Annotated in this window: 19 protein-coding genes; 10 read left to right on the top strand and 9 right to left on the bottom strand. The window is 61.3% G+C overall.

From position 1 onward, the window contains the following. Positions 1 to 31 precede the first annotated feature (31 nt). From CLV45_RS17325 to CLV45_RS17315, 3 genes are all read left to right on the top strand, one after another. Positions 32 to 499: a DUF6970 domain-containing protein gene (locus tag CLV45_RS17325; protein ID WP_100337743.1), complete on the top strand. Its 468-nt coding sequence runs from the start codon at positions 32 to 34 to the stop codon at positions 497 to 499. Between the two features lie 60 nt (positions 500 to 559). After that, on the top strand, positions 560 to 1057 hold the full coding sequence (locus CLV45_RS17320; protein ID WP_100337742.1) for a DinB family protein: 498 nt from the start codon (positions 560 to 562) through the stop codon (positions 1055 to 1057). Positions 1058 to 1154: 97 nt separating this feature from the next. Further along, a complete protein-coding gene (locus CLV45_RS17315) occupies positions 1155 to 1763 on the top strand; it encodes a thioredoxin family protein (RefSeq protein ID WP_100337741.1) in 609 nt (202 codons plus the stop codon). Between the two features lie 76 nt (positions 1764 to 1839). Here the strand turns inward: CLV45_RS17315 and CLV45_RS17310 are convergent, their stop codons facing one another. From CLV45_RS17310 to CLV45_RS17300, 3 genes are all read right to left on the bottom strand, one after another. Beyond that, the gene (locus CLV45_RS17310) at positions 1840 to 2460 is read right to left on the bottom strand and encodes a DUF4382 domain-containing protein (protein WP_100337740.1); all 621 of its coding nucleotides are present in this window, start codon (positions 2458 to 2460) and stop codon (positions 1840 to 1842) included. A gap of 331 nt (positions 2461 to 2791) precedes the next feature. Beyond that, positions 2792 to 3634, bottom strand: a complete 843-nt coding sequence (locus tag CLV45_RS17305; protein WP_100337739.1) for a DUF4382 domain-containing protein — start codon at positions 3632 to 3634, stop codon at positions 2792 to 2794. A 228-nt stretch (positions 3635 to 3862) separates the two neighbouring features. Continuing rightward, on the bottom strand, positions 3863 to 6940 hold the full coding sequence (locus CLV45_RS17300) for an AsmA family protein (protein ID WP_100337738.1): 3078 nt from the start codon (positions 6938 to 6940) through the stop codon (positions 3863 to 3865). A 241-nt stretch (positions 6941 to 7181) separates the two neighbouring features. Between CLV45_RS17300 and CLV45_RS17295 the strand changes: the two genes are divergently transcribed. Then, complete coding sequence (locus tag CLV45_RS17295; RefSeq protein WP_157807611.1) at positions 7182 to 8255, top strand: PorP/SprF family type IX secretion system membrane protein; 1074 nt, start codon at positions 7182 to 7184, stop codon at positions 8253 to 8255. Between the two features lie 68 nt (positions 8256 to 8323). Next, on the top strand, positions 8324 to 9574 hold the full coding sequence (locus tag CLV45_RS17290; RefSeq protein WP_211289964.1) for an SUMF1/EgtB/PvdO family nonheme iron enzyme: 1251 nt from the start codon (positions 8324 to 8326) through the stop codon (positions 9572 to 9574). A 156-nt stretch (positions 9575 to 9730) separates the two neighbouring features. Here the strand turns inward: CLV45_RS17290 and CLV45_RS17285 are convergent, their stop codons facing one another. Beyond that, positions 9731 to 10432, bottom strand: coding sequence for a ComF family protein (locus tag CLV45_RS17285; protein ID WP_100337736.1), 702 nt, complete (start codon positions 10430 to 10432; stop codon positions 9731 to 9733). A gap of 183 nt (positions 10433 to 10615) precedes the next feature. On the opposite strand from CLV45_RS17285, the gene CLV45_RS17280 reads away from it, so the two are divergent. From CLV45_RS17280 to CLV45_RS17265, 4 genes are all read left to right on the top strand, one after another. Continuing rightward, on the top strand, positions 10616 to 10993 hold the full coding sequence (locus tag CLV45_RS17280; protein WP_100337735.1) for a carboxymuconolactone decarboxylase family protein: 378 nt from the start codon (positions 10616 to 10618) through the stop codon (positions 10991 to 10993). A 2-nt stretch (positions 10994 to 10995) separates the two neighbouring features. Beyond that, positions 10996 to 11364: a hypothetical protein gene (locus CLV45_RS17275; protein ID WP_100337734.1), complete on the top strand. Its 369-nt coding sequence runs from the start codon at positions 10996 to 10998 to the stop codon at positions 11362 to 11364. A gap of 95 nt (positions 11365 to 11459) precedes the next feature. Continuing rightward, positions 11460 to 12674 carry a hypothetical protein gene (locus tag CLV45_RS17270; RefSeq protein ID WP_157807610.1) on the top strand — a complete coding sequence of 405 codons (1215 nt, stop codon included), beginning with the start codon at positions 11460 to 11462 and terminating at the stop codon, positions 12672 to 12674. A gap of 54 nt (positions 12675 to 12728) precedes the next feature. Continuing rightward, entirely contained in the window at positions 12729 to 13493 is a 765-nt protein-coding gene (locus CLV45_RS17265) for an exodeoxyribonuclease III (protein WP_100337732.1), read from the top strand. 79 nt (positions 13494 to 13572) lie between these two features. On the opposite strand, the gene CLV45_RS17260 is transcribed toward CLV45_RS17265, so the two are convergent. From CLV45_RS17260 to thrA, 5 genes are all read right to left on the bottom strand, one after another. Then, positions 13573 to 14835 carry a protoporphyrinogen/coproporphyrinogen oxidase gene (locus tag CLV45_RS17260; protein ID WP_157807609.1) on the bottom strand — a complete coding sequence of 421 codons (1263 nt, stop codon included), beginning with the start codon at positions 14833 to 14835 and terminating at the stop codon, positions 13573 to 13575. Between the two features lie 110 nt (positions 14836 to 14945). Next, positions 14946 to 15635 carry a Tll0287-like domain-containing protein gene (locus CLV45_RS17255; RefSeq protein ID WP_100337731.1) on the bottom strand — a complete coding sequence of 230 codons (690 nt, stop codon included), beginning with the start codon at positions 15633 to 15635 and terminating at the stop codon, positions 14946 to 14948. A gap of 85 nt (positions 15636 to 15720) precedes the next feature. Next, positions 15721 to 17016: a threonine synthase gene (thrC, locus tag CLV45_RS17250; protein ID WP_100337730.1), complete on the bottom strand. Its 1296-nt coding sequence runs from the start codon at positions 17014 to 17016 to the stop codon at positions 15721 to 15723. Continuing rightward, the gene (locus tag CLV45_RS17245) at positions 17003 to 17959 is read right to left on the bottom strand and encodes a homoserine kinase (RefSeq protein WP_100338242.1); all 957 of its coding nucleotides are present in this window, start codon (positions 17957 to 17959) and stop codon (positions 17003 to 17005) included. The genes thrC and CLV45_RS17245 overlap by 14 nt, the downstream gene beginning before the upstream one ends. 212 nt (positions 17960 to 18171) lie before the next feature. Next, on the bottom strand, positions 18172 to 20616 hold the full coding sequence (gene thrA / locus CLV45_RS17240; RefSeq protein WP_100337729.1) for a bifunctional aspartate kinase/homoserine dehydrogenase I: 2445 nt from the start codon (positions 20614 to 20616) through the stop codon (positions 18172 to 18174). Positions 20617 to 21391: 775 nt separating this feature from the next. On the opposite strand from thrA, the gene prfA reads away from it, so the two are divergent. After that, positions 21392 to 22462: a peptide chain release factor 1 gene (prfA, locus tag CLV45_RS17230; RefSeq protein WP_100337727.1), complete on the top strand. Its 1071-nt coding sequence runs from the start codon at positions 21392 to 21394 to the stop codon at positions 22460 to 22462. Positions 22463 to 22492 lie beyond the last annotated feature (30 nt).

Below are 22492 nucleotides of genomic sequence, written 5' to 3'. Positions count from 1 at the left end.
ATTACATTCGCGCCCTCTAATCCCTTGTGCCATGCGTTTGCCCCTGTTTGTTGCCGCCGCTTCCCTTGCCGCCCTGCTGAGTACGGCCTGCAACCGCGGCGTATCGGTCAATACGCCGACTGACCCGCCCGTGAGCGGCAGCGTAAACGGCAACGACACGCCCAACCCGACCAGCGCCAACACCACCGACCTGCGGGCCTCCGCTACGGCGGCCTTCGATACCACGGCCCGGCCCAAGTGGTTGGCCGACCGGATTCAGTACCATTTGGCCGAGCCCAAGCAAAACCCGGCCGTCCAGATTACGCGCTACAGCTACAAGGGGCAGGTAGTGTACTACGAAACGCTGGGCTGCTGCGACCAGTTTTCCAACCTCTACAACCAGCAAGGCAAGATGCTCTGCCACCCCGAAGGCGGCCTAACTGGGCGCGGGGATGGACAGTGCCCCGACTTTGACAAAAACAAAACCGGGGAAACCCTGGTTTGGCGAGACCCCCGCTAACTGAATGGCCGCGGGCTGCCGCGCCGCTTTTTCCGCCTTTGCATTTACCTTTTTACCACCATGATTAACACCAACGAAAAGCTGGGGGCCTACAACGTGTGGGCTAACGAAACCCTGCTGCGCCACCTCGACGGCTTAGTAGCCGCGGGTCAGGAAATTCCGGCCGTGTGCCTGCGCCTCTTCAGCCACGTGCTCAACGCCCAGGCCATCTGGATTGCCCGCCTCTCCGGTACCAAAAGCCCGGTGAAAGTGTGGCAGGAGCACGATTTGGCCGGCTTGCACCAGCTCCACGAGCAAACCTCCGAGCACCTGCACCAGCTCATTCGCACCGCCGACGAAGCCGAGCTGAACCGCCTGATTTCGTACACCAACTCCGTAGGCGACTCCTACACCAGCCAAGTGTCCGACATCTTCACCCACGTGCCGGTGCACGCCAACTACCACCGGGCCCAGGTAGCTACCCGCCTGCGCGAGAATGGCCTGGAACCCATCAATACCGACTTCATTACCTACTGCCGGGAGCTGTCGGCGGCCGGTAAAGACCAGGTAAGCCTGTAAGCAACTAGCCCAGCGGCTGGTGCGTAGCCCTTTGGTTTCCAAACCGAAGGGCTTTTTGCTGGTTATACGCCATTCCCTTTCCATTCTCTCCTCCGATATGGCAACTCCCGTCCTGACTCCTGAGCGCCTGGCCGCCAGCTACTCCTATCCTGCTTACCGCCAGCTGATTGACGAGTTGCAGGCCGAAGGCAAAACCACCGGCCCGCAACAGTCGGAGCTGCTGACCAACTACACCCGGCTCAACGTGCAGCGCATGGGGCGCCTCGACAAAACCATTCACCTGCTACCCGAGTTGCAGGCGGCCGTGGCGGCCCTGCCCCGGCGCTACGCGTGGCTGATCATCACCGAGGGCTGGTGCGGCGACGCGGCCCAGATTGTGCCCGTGCTGGAGGCTGTGGCCCAGGCGTCGGGCGGCACCATCAGCACCCACTATCTGCTGCGCGACGACAACCTGGATTTGATGGACCAGTACCTGACCAACGGTGGGCGCTCCATACCCAAGCTGGTGGTGCTCGATGCCGAAACTCTAACTGAAGTAACCCACTGGGGCCCGCGGCCGGAGCCGGCTCAGCGCATGTTCCTGGACCTGAAAAGCCAGAATCTGCCCTTTGAGGAGTTTAGCACCCAGCTCCACGGCTGGTACGCCAAAGACAAAACCCAGAGTACTCAGCGTGAGCTACTGGCCTTGCTAGCGGCCCTAGCCTAAGCTTGCCGAGCAGCAAAAAGCCCCTCGCCTTGGTAGGTGAGGGGCTTTTTATGTAAGCTTAACGAGTGGCCAGAGCTTACTGGATCTGGTGGCTGGTAACCTCGCGGTGCGTCCGGGCCTCGCCCTCATCACCATTGCCACCCAGTGTTTGGATGACGTTGCCTTCCAATACGGGCTTTAGGCCATAAGTGCCGTTACCGCGGGCTACTACCTGCCAGTTGGGGTCAATGGTAACCAGAACTGCGTAGCTCGAGCCGCCGTTTACGGGGCGGTTTACCTTCACCTTCAGGCCCGACTGTTCGCCGCTGGGCGTATCCAGAGCCACCGTGCGGCCGTTGTTAAGCGTGATGGTGCTGGCCGAGCCGAGTACCAGACGCAGCTGCTTTACGGTGCCGGCCTGAAAGCCCGCCGTGACGAACAGGGGAGAAGCAGCAGTACCGGATTTGAGCAGGTCACGCTTGCCAGCGGCTACATCCCGCAGCGTAGCCCAGTTGCTGGTGTTTTCGTCAGCGTCCTGGCTTACGTCCACCCGTTGCAGGTCAATGTTGACGGCGAAATACGTTATTGCTACCGGGGTCTTTTTGGCATCCTGCGTCGAAGACTGAGCGGAAACAGCTACGTCTTTCAGCGCGTCTTCGCAGCCGGTCAGCAGTACTCCGGCGCTGAGCAGGCCGGAAAGGAGTAGATTGGTCTTCATAGAAAAAAAACGGTGGTGAACAGGTGAGGTTAGATTTTGCCGGCTCAAACCTAGAAAATTACAGCCATTATCTAACTATAGAGTAGTGTAAATATTTTCATATAATGCTGTTTTTGAACAATATAACAATGGAAGGATAAGCTGTGGTACTATTCCCATATTGGGAAAACCCTATACTACTATGTGCTTTAGTCGTCAACCCCGCAGTAACATTTGCCATCGGCAAAAATATCAATCCTAGAACTACGCAAGCCCGTTGGGGTGCTGAAGCAAAAGGCCCGGCTTGTGTAAGCCGGGCCCTGGCGCATAGGAAAAAACCAAGATCAGCAGTTTAGTCAGCCAAACCTACCGTCGGGACGTTGGTGAGCTGGTTGTTCACTACCACCACGCCAGTACGCACTGCCGAGTGATAAGCAGGCTGGTTGGTCGGGGCCGTAGTCGTAGGGAAATACTCCAGGCGGTAAGTACCCGAGGGCAAACCCTGCAAACGGTAAGCCCCGGTGGCGTCGGCGTTGGTGCTGAAGGTATCGGCCGGCGTCAAAGACGAGCGGATGGCCAGCACCTGGGGCAGGGCCGCGGCGGGCGTGACCTGACCGTAGATGCCGCCGGTAATTTCCTGGGCCACCAGGCGCACTACGGGCTTGAGCAGGTACCGCTCTTTCTTGTCGTTGCCGGGCTTCCAGTTGCCCCGCTCTACGATGGACTTAGCCACGTCGAAGTCGAGCAGCAGCTGGTAGGTTTCGCCGGCCCGCAGCGTGGCCTTGTCCAACTTAAGCTTTACGCCGGAGGTTTGCCCGCTGGGCGTTTTGAGGGTATATACTTCCCCGTCGCGGGCAGTTACGGTGTTGTTGGAACCCAGAATCAGGCGGATTTCTTTCAGGTCGCCGGGAGCAAAATCAGTGCTCACCAGCAGGGCCGAGCGGCCGTTGACGTAATCCAGGATGTTGAGCGTCTGGGGCGTAAAGTTCAGCTTCTCCCAGCCGGCGGGGTCGGCCTCGTCTTTCAGGTGCACCTCAATCTGCTGCACGTCCAGGCTCACGCGGCTGAAGTCGCCGGGGGCATCGGTGAGGCGAACTTCCAGCTTGGCCTGATTTTGCGCGTCGTTGTCTTCGGAGCAGCCGGTAAATGCCAGGGCGGCTACTACGGCCAGCGGGAGGAGGAGTTGAAACTTCATACGGTAGGAGGTAAGAGTGAAAAGAGCGGAAATGACGAGTTTGTACGCAAGCTCATCATCTTCGTTTTCGACAAGAATCGGTCCGTTTTTGTGCAAAGTCTCTTGCTAATCTTCTATATTCATAAAAAAAGTTCTACCAATTATGACTAATCATGATTCGGTAGCGCAACCAAAAGCCCCAACCCGGAGAAGGTTGGGGCTTTTGGTTAAACCCGGTTAGCGGGAAGTTTATTGGCCGCCCTTTGTGGTGTCGGTCGGGGCTGGTTCGGGGTCCTTGGGGGCCGGCTTCTTGGGCTTGCCGAAGAGGTTGCCCAGCGTCTGGCTGGCTTGGGCTTTGAGCTTGGCCTGGGCTTCGAGGCGCTTCTTCTCAATTTCCTGGCGGGCCTTATCTTCCAGCTCAGCTCGTTTGCGGTCCAGCTCCTTGCGGGCACTGTCCTGGGCTACCTGGGTGCGGGCGGCCAGCTTCAGCTTGGCGTCGTCTACTTTGCTTTGCACCACACTCTGCACCAAACTCTTGGCTACATCCTTGGCCTGACTCTTCACGCTGCCGGTCGTCAGGGCCACCTGGGGCGAGGTTACCGTACCCCCGATTTTCAGGCCCAGCGTCACGCGCTCCGTACCCTTGATATCCTGCACGCCGGTAAGTTGGGTGAGCTTGGCATTCAGGGCGTTGCCCACGCGGCCAGTGGGCACGTCGAGGGCCATGACGTACTCCAGGGCCCCACCGATATTGGACGAGCCGCCCAGGGTGCTTTTCACCTGGCCCACGGTAAAGTCGAAGGGCTTCACGATGAAGTTCCCGTTGATAAGCTCAGCGGCCACGTCCTTATTGTTCACGGCAAAGCTCTTGAGCTCCTGCAGCTGGGTCAGGGAGCTGATTTTGCTCAGCACCGGCGAGGCGCCCACGGCAGCCCGCACCACCTCAAACAGGCCCTTGCCGGTGAGCGTGCTGTAGACGGGCATCATGTCCTGGCCCATTTCCCCGCTCACGTTGAAGTTGGTCGAGAAAATACCCTCAACCTGCGAAGCCAGTGGCACGAGCTTCTTCACCGAGTTGAAGGCGGTAAAGGCATTCTGGAAATCGAGGTTCTTGATATTGAGGCCCAGGTTGAACTTGGGGTGGGCCAAATCCTTGCTGGTGTAGCTGCCGGTGGTGGCAAAGTTGCCGCCGAGAGTATTAAACGTCAGCCCGTTGAGGTTTACGGCCTGGTCGCGCACAACCAAGGCGCCCTTCATGTTGTCGAGCTTGAGGTTGTCGTACACCACCTGGCCCACGTTGGCGTTCAGGGTCAGGTCGAAGAACTTCGGGATTTCCAGCACGCCGTCGGCCTGGGTGGGCGTGGCGGGGGCTTTGGCGGCCGTGGTAGCACCGGCGCTGGGCTTACCGCTCACGTTGTCTACCATCCACTCGTTCACGTTGAAGCGGCGCGAATTCACGTTCAGATTGCCGCGCAGGCTCTGACCGGGCGTAAAGAGGTAGCCCATGTAGTTTGAAATCGTGCCCGAGGCGGCAATGTCGGACGAGCCCACGAAGCCGGTCATGTCGCGCAGCACGATCTGGTCGTTGTTAAACGTGGCCGTGGCCTTGGTCACCTTCACGCCCTGGGGCAGGTCGGGGCTCTTATACGTTACGTTCTGGGCATTCACCGTACCCGAGGCCACCACGCTCTGGTAGCGGCCGGCTTCGATGTCGGCCATCTTGCCCTTGGCGGCCACGTTGCCGTTGAGGCGGCCCGTTACGGTCATGCCTTCCAGGGGGAAAATCTTGGTCAGCTTGGTCAAATCCACCACGCCCTTGATGTCGGCGTCGAAGATGGGCTTGTCGATGTTCTGAGCAGCCACGCGGCCTTCCAGCGGCTCCCCGTCGAGCAGCATCCGAAACTGCGGAATGTCGATGCGCGTGTCGTTTACCTGCCCGGTAGCGTTGACCACCGTGCCGTTCAAAGTCAGGTTTTCAATCGGGGCCGGAAATTGCTTGCTCTTCACGTAGCCGTTGGTCAGGTTCATCTTGGCATTCACCACCGGCATCTGGGTTTTAGAATACGTGCCTTTGGCCGTGGCGTCCACAAACAGCAAACCGCGCAGCACCAGGTCCTGCACGGGGTACACCTTCATCATCTCGGCCAGGTCCACGTTGGCTTTCACGCGGCCATCCACCTTCATCGGCTCCAGCCCGTCCACAATGACATTGCCGTCCACGGGATTTTTGCCCAGGTCCAGGTGAAACTGCTTCACGTTGACCTTTACGTTGTTGGTAAAGCCCGAGGGGTTGTCCACGTTCATGTCCACGTTGATGTTGCGGGCAGCCTGGGGCAGCTGCGGATACTGGAACATACCGTTCTTGATCTGCAGGTTCACGCCGTAGCCGGGCATTTTCAGCTCGTTCTGCACGCCCTTGAAGTAGCCGTCAAACGCCACTTTGCCCTCGGCCTTCACGTCCTTAAACTGCTCGGTATACACGCCCGGCACCAGACTCAGGATATTCTTGAAGTCAGTTTCCAGGGCCTTGAACGTCAGGTCGTAGGTAATGTCGGTGGCGTTGGGCAAGCCGATAGTACCCTGGAACGAGGCCGGAAAGTCGTTGAGCTGCACCTTGTTGTCCTTGAAGGTAAAGAGCATCTTGCCCAGGTCCATGGCCATGGTCACGTCGGCCGTCAGCTTCTTTTTCGAGACGTACTCGGTGCCGGCGTAGGTCATGGACAGCTGCTCGGCCGTGGTCTGGCTCACCAGGTCGAAGATGTTCTGGGCAAAGTCGCCCGAGCCCGAGTGGTTCAGCCCGCGCATTTCCATGCTGAACGGGATGGTGCGGTCCTCGTAGCGCAGGTGCCCGTCGTTTACCTTCCAGCCTTTAATGGCCAAACTCACCTGGCTCGTATCCTGGCCCTGGGCCGCCGCGGCCGAGTCCGAAATCATGATATCCCAGTTGGCCCGGCCGCTTTTCAGTACTTTGGCGCTGATATCGGGCTGGTCGAGCTCAATGGACTTAATCTTAATTTTCTCCCCGCGCACCACGCTCATCAAGTCCATGCCGACCCGGAACGCGGGCAGGTAAGCCAGGGTGTCGCGGGCAAAGGAATCCTTGCCAATGACCCGAAGCTGGTCGATGCTCAGGGCCAGGTCGGGAAAGGTGCGGAACAAGCTCAGGCTTACGTTGCCCGGGTCGTACTCCACTTTGGCATTCACGCGCTGGGCGAGCTGCTTGTCCAGGGCCTGCTTGATTTTATCCTTAAATAAGATGGGCGTTAGGGCCACGGCCGCCACCAGCACGACCAGAAAGATCAGTAAGCCTAAAAAGAACTTGCGCATACGAGGAAGAGTAAAAACGAAGAAGGAGTCGGAGCCAAGCCGCAGTATACTCAGCTGTTGACAAAAGTAGTGCAGAACTTACCGCCGCCGGGGCCCCGGGCTCGTAGATTTAAGGAAATAGCGCGGATGGCCCCGCCGGACGCCACTTGCTTAGAAGATGGATAATTTCGACTGTTTAGTTCCAGCGGCTGGCGCCGGCCACGTACGAAAACAGATACCTAACGCGTTAAGGAAGTTGCTTATGCGGACGTATCAGGTTTCTTCGGCTCAGGTTATTGGCTTGCCCCAGGTGCGGTGGCAGCCGCTGGCGGCTTCGGTGCTGGTAGCGGGCTGCCTCCTGGCCGGGGCCCATTCGGCCCAGGCCCAGGACTTGTACTTTGCCCAGCCCTACGCCACCCGCCTGCACACCAACCCGGCCTTCACCGGCCTGCTCGACGACTACAGCCTCACGCTCAGCTACCGTAACCAGTTTCCGACCCTGGCCGGTACGTTCCAAACCAGCCAGCTAGCCGCCGACTACCGCTTCCAGGACCAGACCAGCGCCGTGGGGCTGCTGCTCAACCTGGACCGCACCGGCAGTATTGGCTACACTAGGATAGAGGCCGGCGGCACGTACGCTTACCACGCCCGCCTCACGCCCCAGCTTAGCCTGAGTGCCGGCGCCCAGGCCAGTTACGGCAACCAGCGCATCAGCTACGACAACCTGGTGTTCGGGGACCAAATCGACAACAACGGTACCGTGCAGGGCAGCAGTGCCGAAGTGCTGGACTACAACCCGGTCAGCTACCTGACGCTGGGCACCGGAATCGTGCTCTACGGGGAGCGGTTCTGGCTGGGCCTGGCCGGGCACCATCTCAACCAGCCTGATTTGGGATTTCGAAGCCAAGCCAAACTGCCCCTTCGATTGAACTTAAACGGGGGCTACAAACATTACTTCGTGCGCAGCACCGTCAAGCAGCAATACCGCGAAATCAGCCTCTCGCCCACGCTCAGCTACACCCGGCAGGGCGGCAGCCAGCGGGCCGAAGCCGGCCTCTACGCCGTACTGACGCCCATCACGCTGGGCCTCGTCTACCGTGGGGTGCCCTTACCGGGTTCTGAGCGGCCCCAGCAGATCCTGACGGCCATTGCCGGGCTCAGCGTGGGCGCATTTCGGCTCGGTTATAGCTACGACGCGAGCCTGAGCGCCCTGAGTGCTGACCTGGGCGGGGCGCACGAGGTATCGTTGAGCCTGCGGCAGTTCGATTCGCTGGAAGCGGCTTGGCGCCGGTTGAAACGGCGTAATTACCCGTCAATTCCTTGCCCAGCGTTCTAAAATTTCGTATTATTGCATCCAAATTGCCTTTCCTAAATCATTTTCTCTCAGGTAGTTTCAACTTGATCATGAATTTTTCCAAGTACCTGCGTTTTGCGGTCGTAGGAGCCTGCGCGCTGGCTTCCTGTAAGGGTGGGCCGCCCACAGCTACCAAGCCCGGTAAGTACAGCTCGACCACGGGCATTGAGTACAACACCGAGGAAGGCATGAAAGTGGCCGACTACCGGGGTATCCCCGAAGGTCCCGGTTTGGTGTTTATCGAAGGTGGCCGTACGGTTCTGGGTACCCAGGAGGAGGACGTGACCATGTCGCACGACAACATCGAGCGGACGGTTACCATCGCCTCTTTCTACATGGATGAGGCCGAGGTGGCCAACATCCACTGGCTGGAATACCTGCACTTCGTGCGCAAAGACTCGTCGGAGGAAATTTACCAGCGTGCCCTGCCCGACACTACCGTGTGGGCCCGGGAGCTGTCTTTCAACGACCCTTACGTCGACTATTACTTGCGTTACCCTGGCTTCCGCTACTTCCCCGTGGTGGGCGTAAGCTGGCTGCAGGCCAACGACTACTGCACCTGGCGGACCTCGAAAGTAAACGAGCGCCTGGCTATGGAATCAGGGGAAGGCAGCGAACCAGCAACGAAGAAGAAAGGGCTGTTCGGCAAGAAAAAAGGTGGTGACGCCGCCGAAGGAACGGATACCGGTGGAGGCGTAAAAATCTCTATTGAGAATGGTAACACCCTACCCAACTACCGTCTGCCCACCGAGGCTGAATGGGAGTACGCTGCTCAGGCTCTGATCGGCACCCAGGAAGTGGGCAACGAAAACCAGGAAAACAAGCGGATCTACCCCTGGGATGGCCGTCAGGTGCGGAACCCCTATGGCAAGAGCATGGGTACTTTCCTGGCCAACTTCAAGCGCGGCCGCGGCGACTACGCCGGTATTGCCGGCAGCCTGAACGACGGCGCCATGATTACGGAGTACGTATACGCCTACCCACCAAACGACTACGGCCTGTATAACATGGCTGGCAACGTAAACGAATGGGTGCAGGATATCTACCGTCCCCTGTCGTTTGAAGACGTGGAAGATCTGAACCCCTTCCGTCGTAACGGCTTCCTGGACCCCTCCGAGAAGTACGACAAGAAAAACTACCAGTCGCTGATCGACGACCATGTGCGCGTCTACAAAGGCGGTTCGTGGAAGGACGTAGCTTACTGGCTGTCGCCTGGAACGCGTCGCTTCATGGCCGAAGACTCGGCTACGGCTGCCATCGGCTTCCGCTGCGCGATGATCAACGCTGGCTCGAATAAGTAAGCTGCGCAACGAATCCAACCGGATTTCTACAGAAAGGCCACCTGCAAGGGTGGCCTTTTTTGTTGGTTGCCCGCGAATCAGGCGGTAGTGTTTTTGACCCGCTCTGGACCCAAGAAGGGTTGCCGTTCCCGCTGTAAAAGCCAACGCCCTTCGGGGTCAGTGTTCGGCGCAGGCAATGGTGGCAATGCTGACGGCCCGGCAGCCCGCGTCCAGTAAGGCTACGGCGCAGGCTTCGAGCGTGGCGCCCGTGGTCAGCACGTCATCGACGACCAGCACGTGTTGGCCGATAATGGTGTGGGGCTCGGCTACTTCAAAGACGGTGGCCACGTTTTGCCAGCGCTGGAACCGGTTTTTGCGAGTTTGAGAATCGGTGTGTTCGAGGCGACGCAGAGCGGTGGCGCTCCAGGGCACTTGCAGACTTTCGGACAGCCCTTCAGCAAAGGTGTCGGACTGGTTGAAGCCGCGCTTGGCCAGCTTACGCGGGTGCAGCGGTACGGGCACAATCAGGTCGAACCCGGGCTGCAGACCTTGGGTCGTCAACTCGGCGCCGTACCAGCGGCCCAGCACCAGCCCGACTTCGCGCTGCCCCTGGTACTTAAGCTGATGCAAGAGATGCTGCACCCGGCCGCGGCGCAAAAACCGGAGGTAGCTCAGCGTATGTTGCAGCGGGACCTTGCCCCAGAAGCGGCGCGCCAAGGGGTTTTGCGGGGCAGACAGCTTATGATAGTCGGTGTAGGGCAGCTGGGCCCGGCACAGAGTGCAGATGTGGTCTTCGCCCCGCAGCAGGGACTCGGCGCAGGCCAGGCAGGTTTGGGGAAAAACCAGGGAGGCCAGATCGGCCAGGAAGGCGGGCAGCATAACCGGAGGAATAACGCTTGGTAACGATACTGGATAACGGGTAAAAGGTAAGGATTTCCCGGACAAGGACGGGGTAAAAAACGGTAGATGAGCCGACTAGCGGACCGCGGACCAAGTAAGAGTGGGGGCAGGCGACTTTTGTGCCTACTTTCGTGTTTATAGCCCAGACCTTACTAAGCTACTATGAGCCAAGTCACCGAGTTTAATGAGTACCGCCAGCGCATGAATGAGAAAATCATGGCGGCCGACAACAAAGTCATCAAGCGGTTTTTCAACCTCGACACCAACACCTACCAGGCTGGCGCCCTGGACGTAAAAACCAAGGAAATGCTGGGCTTGGCCTGCTCCATGGTGTTGCGCTGCGACGACTGCATCAAGTACCACCTGGGCAAGTGCCACGAGGAAGGAATCAATGATGAGGAAATCTACGAGGTGTTTGCCATTGCCAACCTGATTGGGGGCAGCATCGTGATTCCGCACTTCCGCCGGGCCGTGGAGTACTGGGAAATTCTGAAGGAGGAAGCCACCCCGCTGGCGCCGCTGCACCACCACGACGCCTAGCCATGCCGCTGCACACCGACGAAACCGAAGCGCAGTTTGAGGCCCGCTGGTGGCAGCTCATGAACGAGATGCGCACCCGATTCGGCAAAAAGCCCGACCTGAACGCGCTGCTGCTACTTATCGGGGTGCAGGAGTTGGGCCAGGGTGCCGGGCCTTTTACGAAAGAGCAAAAGCAGGACCTGATGCACATTGCCACCTGCCGGCTCTTCAGCCTGTCGGGCCACTATGCGCTGGACCACGTGGACGAAGATGGCTGGCCACACTACCGGCTGGTGCGGCCCGTGCCATTTGCCAACCTCAAGGAGCAGGAACGCATGCTCAAGTGGCACATGCTGGAGTATTTCGACGCCTTTATGAAGGAAGAGGAGTGACCTGGTGGCGTCTGAAAAACGGCATCTGGGCTAGTAGTCTAACGATGCTGTTGGCGGCTTCGGAAGCTCGGGCTCAGGAAATACTGGGCCAGGATATGCCCATCAGTCTGCAGGGTGGCCGCGTGCAGCCCGCAGCGGGGCCCCTGCGCATTCGGGAGGTAATCGACCTGCAGCCCAAGAGCAAGCTGCTGGGCGTGGCGCGGCGCAACATTGTGAGTCCGTTTCGTCTGATGGTGTTGCATCAGCCCCCCGCGGCCGAGCTGATGGCGCTCCTGCGCCGCTCCCTGCCCACGGCTCCGGCGGCACCCCAGTTTGTGCTGCGCCTAACCGAGTTTGGGGCTACGGCAATCAACCAGGGCAAGCTGAACGTAGCGGCCGAACTGGGCCTTGAGTACTACGTGCAGCACCCGGATAGCAATTATTACCTAGTAGCCCGCACCTACGCCAACGACCAGCAACTGCTAGTAGCCCAACCCGAACAAGCCTGCCCGCTCCTGCTGACGGCGCTGCTGCAGCAAAGCCTGGAGCAAGTGGCCCGGGCCGACTGGGACCAGCCGGGCCCGGCTTATACCTTGGCTCAGCTGCGCCAGCCGGTGGCAGCTCCGGCGCCCGATCTGCGGGCGGCGCGGCAGCCGGGCGTGTACCGGAGCTTTTACGAGTTTCGGCATAATACCCCTAACCAGCCGGGCAACGTGACGGTAGACGCCCGCGCTTACCGTAACACCGAGTGGCAGGGCAAGCGGGCCGTTGACCCGGCCCTGCTGACGCCCGAAGGCCGGCGCGTGGAGGTAAAAGACGCCTGGGGGTTCTGCGACGGGCAGCAGGTATACATCAAGTACCACGGCGAGTATTACTTGCTGGAGCAAAAAGGCAGTAATATCATGTTCTTTGCCCCCGACTTTGGGCACGATGGCAGCGGTTTGCTCAGCGCCGGGCCACCCCGCAAGGCTTTTTCCCTGAGTATGGTTACGGGCTTTATCCAAAGCTACCAGGGCACGGCTGGGGCGGCAGCTAGCCTGGGGAAGCGGCCCACCCACCTTATCGTGTACCGGCGCCGGGCCGGAGCGGCGCTGCCCGTGACGGTAGATGGCGAAGAACTGGGCCAGCTTGGGGCCGACCAGTACGTGTCGATTCCGTGGCAGGCGACGGGGCAGAAAGTGCAGTTGTGCGTGGGCGGGGCCTGCGCGCAGGTGCAGCCTACTGCCGCCACGGCCACCTACCTGAAGCTGGCCGAGGACGGCCGGGCGGCGTTGCGGGAAGTACCGGTGCGGGAAGGCGCCGCCCGCGTCAGCCGCTTGGCCGACCGGTAAATCATTGTGGACGACTGCGGTGGCCCGGGGCTGCCGCGGCCTTACTTTTACTTTGTGAAAATCATTACTTACAACGTGAATGGCTACCGCTCGGCCCTGAGCAAAGGACTGCTCGATTGGGTGAAAGAGGCCAACCCGGACGTGCTCTGCCTGCAGGAAATCAAGGCCGGTACCGCGCCGCTCGATGTGGCGGGCTTCGAGGCGCTGGGCTACCAGGCCTATATGCATCCGGCCCAAAAACCGGGCTACAGCGGCGTAGCCACGTTTACCAAAGTGCCGCCCCTGCACGTGGCCTACGGCTGCGGCACCGAGTGCTACGACCAGGAAGGCCGGGTCTTGCGTCTGGATTTTGCCGGCTGCTCGGTGCTGAACGTTTACATGCCCTCGGGCACGAGCAGTGAGGAGCGGCAAGCTTTTAAGGTGGAGTGGCTGCACTTTTTCCGGCGTTATGTCGAGCAGCTCAAGGGCAGCGTACCGCCCCTGGTTATTGGTGGCGACTACAATTGCTGCCAGCGCGACATTGACCTGCACAACCCCAAGGCCAATCAGAAAAGCCCGGGCTTCACGCCGGAGGAGCGGGCCTGGTTTGCCGACTTCCTGGCCGACGGCTTCGTGGACTCCTTTCGCCACCACCACGGCGACGCCACCGGCCACTACTCCTGGTGGACGTTCCGGGCCGGAGCCCGGGCCCGCAACGTGGGCTGGCGCCTCGACCACCTGCTCGTCGACCAGAGTCTGCAGCCCCGCATTGCCGACGCCGGCCTGCTGCCCGATGTCATTCACTCCGACCACTGCCCGGCTTTCGTGGAGCTGCGCTAGCCCCGGCGCTATCAGTAAAACCGGCCCCGGCCTTGCTCAGTGGGAGCAGTGCCGAGGCCGGTTTTTATAACCCCCAAAGCTAGGACGCCAGCAGCGCTTCGGCCACTTCCCGGCCCGTGGCCATGGCTGCGTTCAGGGACGGATAAGCCGCGTAGTCGCCGCAGCGGTAGAGGTTCTGGCTTAGCTGCAGGGGCTGGTGCGGGGGCTGCCCGCCCGGGTACACCGGCAGAGCCTGGGGCAGGTGGTAAGTGCGCAGGTGTTGCCAGCGCCGGGCTTCGGGGCCAAACCAAATGGCTAGGTCTTCGCGCAGATAGGTGGTTAGCTCCTCTTCCGTCAAGCCCTGGCTGCCATGGGTGCTGACCGAAACCAGGGTGCGGCCGGCCGGGGCGTAATCGGGGGCGACATGGCTGGGAAAGGCCACGTTGTGGGCCAGCGTGTTGGGTGCGGCGTTGAGGCGCAGCAGCTTGTCGGCCTTCACCGGCGAGGCCTCGGCGGCAAAATAGGTGCAGGTGGTGCGGCGCCAGGCCGTAGGGAAGCTCAGGCGGGAGGTGGGCAGCAGCCGGGCCGCCGCCTCGCCATCGGTAGCCACTACCACGGCCGCGGCATCCAGGGTTTCGCCTGAGGTTAGCTCTACGGCGTGGCTTTGCACGCTGGCCACGGCCGTATTCAGCCGGACGCTACCGGCGGGCAGGCGGGCGGCTAGCTGCTCAGGAATCTGCTGCATACCCAGGGCCGGAATGGCGGCCTCACCCTCCACGAACTGCTTGAAGACAAACTCGAAAAAGTTGCTGGCCGTGCTCAGGCTGCGGTCCAGGAACACGCCGCCGAAGAAGGGCCGGAAGAAAGAGTCGATGATTTGCTCACTCCAGCCGTTCTGGCGCAGGTACGTCAGCGTGTCGGCCGAGGGAAAGTCGAGCAACTCCTGGTTGGTGCTGGTTTTGACGCGCTTGGCTAGGGCCAGAATCCGGAACTTGTCGGCCAGGGTCCCGATGGGCGAAGTCAGGGCCGAAAACGCGGCCAGGGGCTGGTCCAGCGGGTTGACCAAGGTCGTCTGCCGGCCGTCGGCCAGGCGGATAGCCGCGCCCGAGCGAAACGCCCGCAGCCGCAAGGCCCCGTAATCCAGCAGGCGCTGCACTTCCGGATAACGGGTCTGGAGCACCTGAAAACCCCGGTCGAGGCGGAAGCCCTCGGGCGTCACGTCGGTGCGGACCCGCCCGCCCACGGCGTCGGCGGCTTCCAGCACCAGCACGGACCGGCCGGCGCGGTGCAGGTAGTTGGCGCAGGTGAGGCCCGCCATTCCGGCCCCGATAATGATGATGGGAGTAGCTGAAGTTTGGCTCATAGGTTCCTCAACTGTCAGCACCGGAGTAAGGTTGAGGCCAACGGCCGCTGAATAGTCGCTAAAAGTGAATGAGCAGCGGTTAAGTCGGAGTAAACAAGCTTGTTACGCACTTAAAACAGCGGCTTGCGGACTTTCATCACCTTGCGGGTTTTCATGGTGTAAAACTCCGCAATGCCGTTGCGGGCAAAGCTCACCCGCCACACGCCCATGACGTCGCCGAGCTTATAGCCGGTGGCCTGGTCCTGCGGGTACTGCTGCTTAATGAGGGCGTAGTCGGCCGCGGCAATGTCCTTCCCGACCTCCCCGTGGCAGCGCAGGCACTGCGCATCGCTGAGCACAATGGGCCGCTGGTATGCAAACACATCCGCCGTGGGCCGCTGGATGAGCCGGGCCGTGTCGGGTTGCAGCTCGGCCGCCGACAGCGGGGCCTGATTGCGCGGGTTACGGGGTCGGGCCGAGAAGCGCCGGGGCGTGGCCAGCAGCACCCGGGCCAGCGAATCGGTGGAGGCGTAGGCTTCGGGGCGGCAGTAGGGCAGAGCCGCGGCTACCCCGCCTTTGTGCAGCTGCTCGGCCAGCAGGCGGCGCAGTTCCCGGTCGGCCTGGCCCGTGAGCGAGTCGCCGGCCCAGCGGGTGGCCCGCAGGAAGTCGGCCGGCAGGATGCGCTTCACGGTCATGTTTTCCAGGGTCGTGGCAATCTGCTTCCCGTTTTCGATGTGCTCAATCTGGTCGGGCCGGCAGCCGGCCAGCAGCAGGCTCAGAGCCAGAATTCCGGCGAATAACGGGGGGAAAGCAGGGCGCATAGGGGCAGGAAAGCAAGGCACACAAACCGGCCGGCAACCACCGGCTTTGGTAGTGCAAACAACGCAAAGAATCGGAAGTTGGCCGCTAGCGGGCCAGCAAATACTCCCGTAGCGCCTCGTAGCTCGGTTCCAGCACGGTGCTTTGCTTGGGCTGCCGCATCAGCTCGTGCAAAGCCTCGGGCAAGGCAATGGTCTGGCCAATCAGCGGCTCCACCACCTCGGGGAACTTCACCGGGTGGGCCGTTTCCAGAAACAGGCCGTGCTGCCCGGGTTGGGTTTGCAAATATTCCTGCAGGGCATGGAAGGCCACCGCCCCATGCGGGTCCAGCATGTAGCCGGTCTGCTGGTACACCTGCTCGATGGTGGCGCTGGTTGTGGCGTCGCTCACCGTGCAGCCGTGAATCAGCCCGCTGATGGTGGCGTGGCTCTGGGCAAAGAGCTCCAGAATCCGGGTGAAGTTGCTGGGGTTGCCCACGTCCATGGCGTTGGAAAGGGTCGGCACGGCGGCTTTGGCCATAAAGTCGCCGGTGCGCAAGTAGCCGGCCACCGCGTCGTTGGCGTTGCAGGCGGCCACGAAGTGCCGCACCGGCAGGCCCGACACGTAAGCCAGCAGGCCGGCGCAAAGGTTGCCGAAGTTGCCGCTGGGCACGGCCACCACCGGCGGCTCGGGGTGCTGCCACTGCTGCCAGGCGTAGATATAGTACAGCTGCTGGGGCAGCCACCGGGCCACGTTGATGGAGTTAGCCGAAGTCAGGGTCAAATGGCTGGTCACGGCTGCGTCGGTGAAGGCCTGCTTCACCAGCTGCTGGCAGTCGTCGAAGTCGCCCTGCACTTCCAGGGCCGTAATGTTCTGGCCCAGGGCCGTGAGCTGCCGTTCCTGCACCGGACTCACTTTGCCCGACGGATACAGAATGACGACATCCACGCCTTCCACGCCCAGAAAGCCGTTGGCCACGGCCCCGCCGGTGTCGCCGGAAGTCGCCACCAGCACGGTTACCTTCTTGGTTTGCTGGCGCGAGAAGTAGCCCAAACAGCGGCTCATAAACCGCGCCCCCACGTCTTTGAATGCCAGCGTGGGGCCGTGAAACAGCTCCAGGGCCGCAATCTGCTCGGTTACGGGCACTACCGGAAACGGGAAGTCCACGGTTTCGGCGCAGATGCGGGCCAGCTCGGCGGCGGGTATCGTGGCGCCTACGTAGGGCTGCATCACCTGCAACGCCAGTTCGGCTTTGGGCAGGGTTTTGAGAGAAGCCAGCAGCTCCGGGGAGAAGCGCGGAATGGTTTCGGGGAAGTACAAGCCGCCGTCGGGGGCCTGGCCGGCAATGGTGGCAGCCCGGAAATCGACGTTCGGGGCCTGGTGCTTGAGGCTATAGTACTGCATTGGCGTGAAGCTGTTCGGTGGGCACCACCCGCACCCCGGCCGGACTGATGCGGGTGACGTAGGTGTGAAAATCGATGCCTAAATCGGTGTAAATCTGCTGCATGACCCGGGCCACGGCCTGGGCCGTTTCCTCGGTGCGGCTGAGCATGAAGATGGACGGGCCCGAGCCGGAAATACCCCCGCCCAAAGCCCCGGCCAGCCGGCTCTGCTCCTTCACGGCCGCAAAGCCCGGAATCAGAATGCTGCGCACGGGCTCGATGATGACGTCTTCCAGGGAGCGGCCAATCAGGTCGTAGTCGCCCTTGAGCAGGCCCGCCACCAGGCCGCCCACGTTGCCCCACTGCCGGATGGCGTCCTTGAGCAAGACTTCTTTCTTGAGAATCTGGCGGGCGTCGGAGGTCTTCACTTCAATCTGGGGGTGGACCACCGTCACGTGCAGCTCGGGCGCGGGCAGGGTCACGATGTCGAGCGTGGGCTCGGTGGCCCGAATCAGCGTGACGCCGCCGTAGATGGCCGGGGCAATGTTGTCGGCGTGCTGCACACCCGAGGCCACTTCCTCCCCAAACATGGCAAAGCGCACCAGCTCTTCCTGGCTAAACACGTTGCCCAGCAGCTCGTTGGCCCCCACCACGGCCCCGGCGGCACTGGCCGCGCTGCTCCCGATGCCGCTGCCGGGCTTGATGCTTTTCTGAATCCGGACCTCGATGCCGGTGCCCGCCGGGGCTTCGCGCAGCAAGGCCAGCAGGGCCGCCCCGGCCACGTTGCGGGTGGGCTCGGTGGGCAGGTTGTAGTCGTCCTCGTTGATGATGGTCACGCCCGGCGTATCGGTCAGGCGCAAGTGCATGGTATCGGTGGGCGTCTCGAGGGCAAAGCCCAGCACGTCGAAGCCGCAGACGACATTAGCCACGGTGGCCGGAGCCAGTACGGTGATGGAAGCAGACATAAGGTGAATCGTTTGAAAATCGTTGGTCATGCTGAGCTTGCCGAAGCATCTCGCGGGCTGATGTTGTTTATTCTGTCATCCTGAGCAAAGCGAAGGACCTTGTCACGCCGGAACGAGTCGTTGTTACGCAAATCGTTCTGCTCCCATAAGGTCCTTCGCTTTGCTCAGGATGACAGCCGGAAGAAGATGACAGCCGAAGAAAACACGTTCCCCTACCCCCGGGCCGTGCGGATGATGTCGGCAAAGACGCCCGAGGCCGTTACCTCGGCCCCGGCCCCGGCCCCTTTGATAACCATGGGCTGCTCGGGGTACCGGTCGGTGTAGAAGAGTACCGCGTTGTCTTTGCCGTGCAGGGCGTGGAAGTCGTGGCCGGGGGCTATGGACTGCAGGCCCACGCTGGCTTTGCCGTCGGCGTAGCGGGCCACAAACTTGAGCTTTTTGCCCTGGGCCGCCGCCGCGTCGTAGAGGCTGCGGAAATGGTCCTCGTGCACGGCCAGCTGCTCATAGAAGTCCTCCACGCTGCCTTCCATGCACGACGCGGGCAGAAACGACACGTTGTGAATCTGCTCCATCTCCAGCTTCTCCCCCGATTCGCGGGCCAGAATCAGGATTTTGCGGGCCACGTCGGTGCCGCTCAGGTCGAGGCGGGGGTCGGGCTCGGTGTAGCCTTCCTTCTGGGCCTGGCGCACCACCTCGGCGAAGGGCCGCTTGCCGTCGTAGTGGTTAAACACAAAGTTCAGGGTGCCCGAGAGTACCGCCTCAATCCGGTTCACCACGTCGCCGCTACGCAGCAGGTCGTTCAGGGTGCCGATGATGGGCAGGCCGGCCCCCACGTTGGTTTCGAACAGGAAATCGGTGTTGAACTCCTGGGCCAGCGACTTGAGCCGGGCGTAGTTCACGTACTCCGAGGCGCAGGCAATCTTGTTGCAGGCTACCACGGCCACGCTTTTCTCCAGCAGCGCCCCGTACACCTGGGCCACGTCGGCGCTGGCCGTTACGTCCACAAACACGGCGTTGCGCAGGTTGCGGGCGTGAATGGCTTCTACCAGTGTCGGTAGGTGCAGGGGCTCCCCGTTATCTAGGGCCTGCTGCCACTCGCCGGGCGCCAGGCCCTGCTCGTGCAGGGCAAACGTGCGGCTGTTGGCCACGCCCACCACGCGCACGTTCAGCTTGAGCTTTTCCTGCAGGTAGGCCTGCTGCCGGTCGAGCTGTTCCAGGAGCTTGCTGCCCACGTTGCCCACGCCCACCACAAAGAGGTTCACCTGCTTGCTGGTGGCCTCAAAGAACGACTCGTGCAGCACGTTGATGGCCTTTTTCACGTCCTGGGCCCGGATAACGGTCGAAATGTTCTTCTCCGACGAGCCCTGGGCAATGGCCCGGATATTGACCCCGTTGTTGCCCAGCGCCCCAAACATTCGGCCGCTGATGCCGGTGTGGTTTTTCATGTTCTCGCCCACCAGTGCCACAATGGCCAGGTCGGTTTCCAGGTGCAGGGGGTCCACTTTGCCCACGGCTATTTCGTAGGCAAACTCCTCGTCCACCGAGCGTTGGGCCGCCGCCGCGTCGCGGCTGTTGATGGCCACGCTGATGGAGTGCTCCGAAGAACTCTGGGTGATGAGAATCACGTTGATTTTCTCCCGGGCCAGGGCCTCAAACAGCCGCTTGGAAAAGCCCGGAATGCCCACCATGCCGCCGCCTTCGAGGCTGAGCAAGGCCAGCTGCCCGATGCTCGACAGCCCCCGCACAATGTGGTTGTTGGCCGGCGGACTCACCTCGACCAGGGTGCCGTGGTCAGTGGGGGCGAAGGTGTTCTTGATCCAGAGGGGAATGCCCTGGCTCATCACCGGCTGAATGGTGGGCGGGTAAAGCACCTTGGCCCCGAAGTGCGACAGCTCCATGGCCTCCTGGTAAGAAATGCGCGGAATGGGCCTCGCGTGGGGCACCAGGCGCGGGTCAGCCGTCATCATGCCGCTCACGTCGGTCCAGATTTCCAGCCGGCTGGCTCCCAGCGCTCCGGCGAAAATGGCGGCCGTGTAGTCGGAGCCGCCCCGGCCCAGGGTGGTGGTAATGCCCTGGGCATCGGCCGCCACGAAGCCCGGCACGATGTATAGCGCTTCGGGCTGCCCGGCCACGAAGTCGTTGATGAGCTGGTTGGTAGCGGCAAAGTCGACGGTGGCAAAGCCGTGCTGGGAATTGGTGCGGATCAGCTGGCGGCTGTCCTGCCACTGGTGCTGCACCTGCCGGGCTTTGAGGCTGGCCGCCACCAGCTGCGAAGCCAGCAGCTCCCCGAAGCTCATCACCCTATCGAGGGTGCGCACGCTGAGCTCCCCGAGCAAAAATACCCCGTCGCAGATGCCTTCCAGCTCGTTGCAGTGCGTCTTGACCAAACTTAGCACGCTGCTCTGGCTGGTGACGGGCACCAGCTCCCGGGCCGCATCCAGGTGGCGGCTTTCGATGGTGCGCAGGCGCTCCTTATAGTCTTCCTGGCCGGCGGCGGCCAGGCGACCGGCCTCAATCAGCGCGTCGGTGATGCCGCCCAGGGCCGAGACGACGACCACCGTAGTTTCCTGCCGGGCCGCGGCCGTTACAATATCCAATACCTTGGCAATGTTGGCCGCATTGGCCACCGACGTACCCCCGAATTTTAGAACCTGCATACTGCTTAGCTTGAAAAGAACACACGAAAAAGCCCGGGCGTGGAGGAATCCGCTGGGGACTTCCTCGGCTCGGGCTGCAACTCAAAAAGGAACTAGAGAGAAAGAGGTAGGTGCAGCCCGGTTACCGGGTTGTTGTGACCATACCTGTACCTGTGGGAATCACAGGCAGGACGCGGGAAAAGGCAGCTGTAGCGAAGGGCTGAAGCATTGGGCGCGTTGAATAGTGAGCCCAAAGTAGTGAATTATCCAACCCGAACAACCTCAGGCTCCCATTTTTAGTGATTTGGTAACTTTCGTAGCTACCTTCTACCCGTCCATCCGTCCGCGCCAGCCGACGACGCTTACCGGCCGCTCTGCCCCCGTTGCCACCGCCTCTGCGCTGGTTTCCACTCTCTCGGTAGTCATTGCCACTCTCCCTGCGCTCATTTCCACCGTCTCTACGGTCATTGCCGGCGTCTCTACGATGGTTTCCACTGTCCCTGCGACCATTTCCACCGTCCCTACGATGGTTTCCACTGTCCCTGCGACCATTTCCACCGCCTCTGCGATGGTTCACACCGCCTCTACCTTCGTTCACACCGTCCCTACGATCATTCACACCGGTACCGGCGGTGCGGGCGGCCCTGTTTAGTGCTTCGCCACCACCGGCGGGCAGCTCGGGGCGGCCAATGTAGCTTCCACCCTATATTCTATCGGTTACCTGGAACGCGGGGCCGGGTTCATCGTGTTTGTTTCCTTACCTTTGCAAACGCAAATACAATTCCCTGAAGGCAAGATGCTAGATAAACTGGAGGCCATTCGCCAGCGCTACGAAGACGTAAACGAGCAGCTGATGCAGCCCGAGGCCATGAGCGACATGAAGCGCTACAAGACCTTGAATAAAGAGTACAAGGACCTCGGCAAAATCGTGGCCGAGTATAAGAATTACCAGCAGGTGCTCTCCAACATCGAGGGTGCCCGCGAAGTTATTGCCACCGAGAAAGACGAGGACTTCCGCCAGATGGCCAAAGATGAGCTCGAAACGCTGCTGCCCGAGCAGGAGCGCCTCGAAGCCGTCATCAAGGAGCTGCTGATTCCCAAAGACCCCAACGACTCGAAGGACGTCATCATGGAAATTCGGGCCGGGGCCGGCGGCGACGAAGCGGCCATCTTCGCCGGCGACCTGCAGCGCATGTACATGCGCTTTGCCGAGCGCATGGGCTGGAAAATGGAACTCGTGGACGCCACCGAAGGCACCTCGGGCGGCTACAAGGAAATTATCCTGGCCGTGAAGGGCGAGGACGTGTACGGCAAGCTCAAGTTTGAAAGCGGCGTGCACCGCGTGCAGCGGGTGCCGGCCACCGAAACCCAGGGCCGGATTCACACCTCGGTGGCTTCCATCGTGGTAATGCCCGAGGCCGAGGAGCTCGACGTCCAGATCGACATGAACGACGTGCGCAAGGACCTGTTTATGTCGTCGGGCCCCGGTGGTCAGTCGGTTAACACGACCTACTCGGCCGTGCGCCTCACCCACTTGCCCACCGGCCTCGTGGCCCAGTGCCAGGACCAGAAGTCGCAGCTCAAGAACTTCGACAAGGCCCTGCAGGTACTCCGCTCCCGCCTTTACGAAATCGAGCTGGCCAAGAAGAACGAAGCCGAAGGTGCCCAGCGCAAGAGCATGATTGGCGGCGGCGACCGGTCCGACAAGATCCGCACCTACAACTACCCCCAGGGCCGGGTGACCGACCACCGCATCGGCTACACGGTCTATAACCTGGCCAGCGTGATGGAAGGCAACATCGACGACTTCGTGGAGCAGCTGCGCATCGCCGAAAGCGCCGAGCGCCTGCAGGAAGGCGTGGCGTAACCGTAACGCACTAAGCTGTACTATAATCCG

The organism is Hymenobacter chitinivorans DSM 11115, from assembly GCF_002797555.1.
Taxonomy (GTDB): domain Bacteria; phylum Bacteroidota; class Bacteroidia; order Cytophagales; family Hymenobacteraceae; genus Hymenobacter; species Hymenobacter chitinivorans.
The sequence above is the reverse complement of the archived record's forward strand: the minus strand, read 5'-3'. Positions and strand labels throughout refer to the sequence as shown.

Bases quoted from the DNA above. Each gene is read 5' to 3' on its own strand.
- CLV45_RS17325 (WP_100337743.1), top strand. From the start codon at position 32: ATGCGTTTGCCCCTGTTTGTTGCCGCCGCTTCCCTTGCCGCCCTGCTG.
- CLV45_RS17320 (WP_100337742.1), top strand. From the start codon at position 560: ATGATTAACACCAACGAAAAGCTGGGGGCCTACAACGTGTGGGCTAAC.
- CLV45_RS17315 (WP_100337741.1), top strand. From the start codon at position 1,155: ATGGCAACTCCCGTCCTGACTCCTGAGCGCCTGGCCGCCAGCTACTCC.
- CLV45_RS17310 (WP_100337740.1), bottom strand. From the start codon at position 2,460: ATGAAGACCAATCTACTCCTTTCCGGCCTGCTCAGCGCCGGAGTACTG.
- CLV45_RS17305 (WP_100337739.1), bottom strand. From the start codon at position 3,634: ATGAAGTTTCAACTCCTCCTCCCGCTGGCCGTAGTAGCCGCCCTGGCA.
- CLV45_RS17300 (WP_100337738.1), bottom strand. From the start codon at position 6,940: ATGCGCAAGTTCTTTTTAGGCTTACTGATCTTTCTGGTCGTGCTGGTG.
- CLV45_RS17295 (WP_157807611.1), top strand. From the start codon at position 7,182: ATGCGGACGTATCAGGTTTCTTCGGCTCAGGTTATTGGCTTGCCCCAG.
- CLV45_RS17290 (WP_211289964.1), top strand. From the start codon at position 8,324: ATGAATTTTTCCAAGTACCTGCGTTTTGCGGTCGTAGGAGCCTGCGCG.
- CLV45_RS17285 (WP_100337736.1), bottom strand. From the start codon at position 10,432: ATGCTGCCCGCCTTCCTGGCCGATCTGGCCTCCCTGGTTTTTCCCCAA.
- CLV45_RS17280 (WP_100337735.1), top strand. From the start codon at position 10,616: ATGAGCCAAGTCACCGAGTTTAATGAGTACCGCCAGCGCATGAATGAG.
- CLV45_RS17275 (WP_100337734.1), top strand. From the start codon at position 10,996: ATGCCGCTGCACACCGACGAAACCGAAGCGCAGTTTGAGGCCCGCTGG.
- CLV45_RS17270 (WP_157807610.1), top strand. From the start codon at position 11,460: ATGCCCATCAGTCTGCAGGGTGGCCGCGTGCAGCCCGCAGCGGGGCCC.
- CLV45_RS17260 (WP_157807609.1), bottom strand. From the start codon at position 14,835: ATGAGCCAAACTTCAGCTACTCCCATCATCATTATCGGGGCCGGAATG.
- CLV45_RS17255 (WP_100337731.1), bottom strand. From the start codon at position 15,635: ATGCGCCCTGCTTTCCCCCCGTTATTCGCCGGAATTCTGGCTCTGAGC.
- thrC (WP_100337730.1), bottom strand. From the start codon at position 17,016: ATGCAGTACTATAGCCTCAAGCACCAGGCCCCGAACGTCGATTTCCGG.
- CLV45_RS17245 (WP_100338242.1), bottom strand. From the start codon at position 17,959: ATGTCTGCTTCCATCACCGTACTGGCTCCGGCCACCGTGGCTAATGTC.
- thrA (WP_100337729.1), bottom strand. From the start codon at position 20,616: ATGCAGGTTCTAAAATTCGGGGGTACGTCGGTGGCCAATGCGGCCAAC.
- prfA (WP_100337727.1), top strand. From the start codon at position 21,392: ATGCTAGATAAACTGGAGGCCATTCGCCAGCGCTACGAAGACGTAAAC.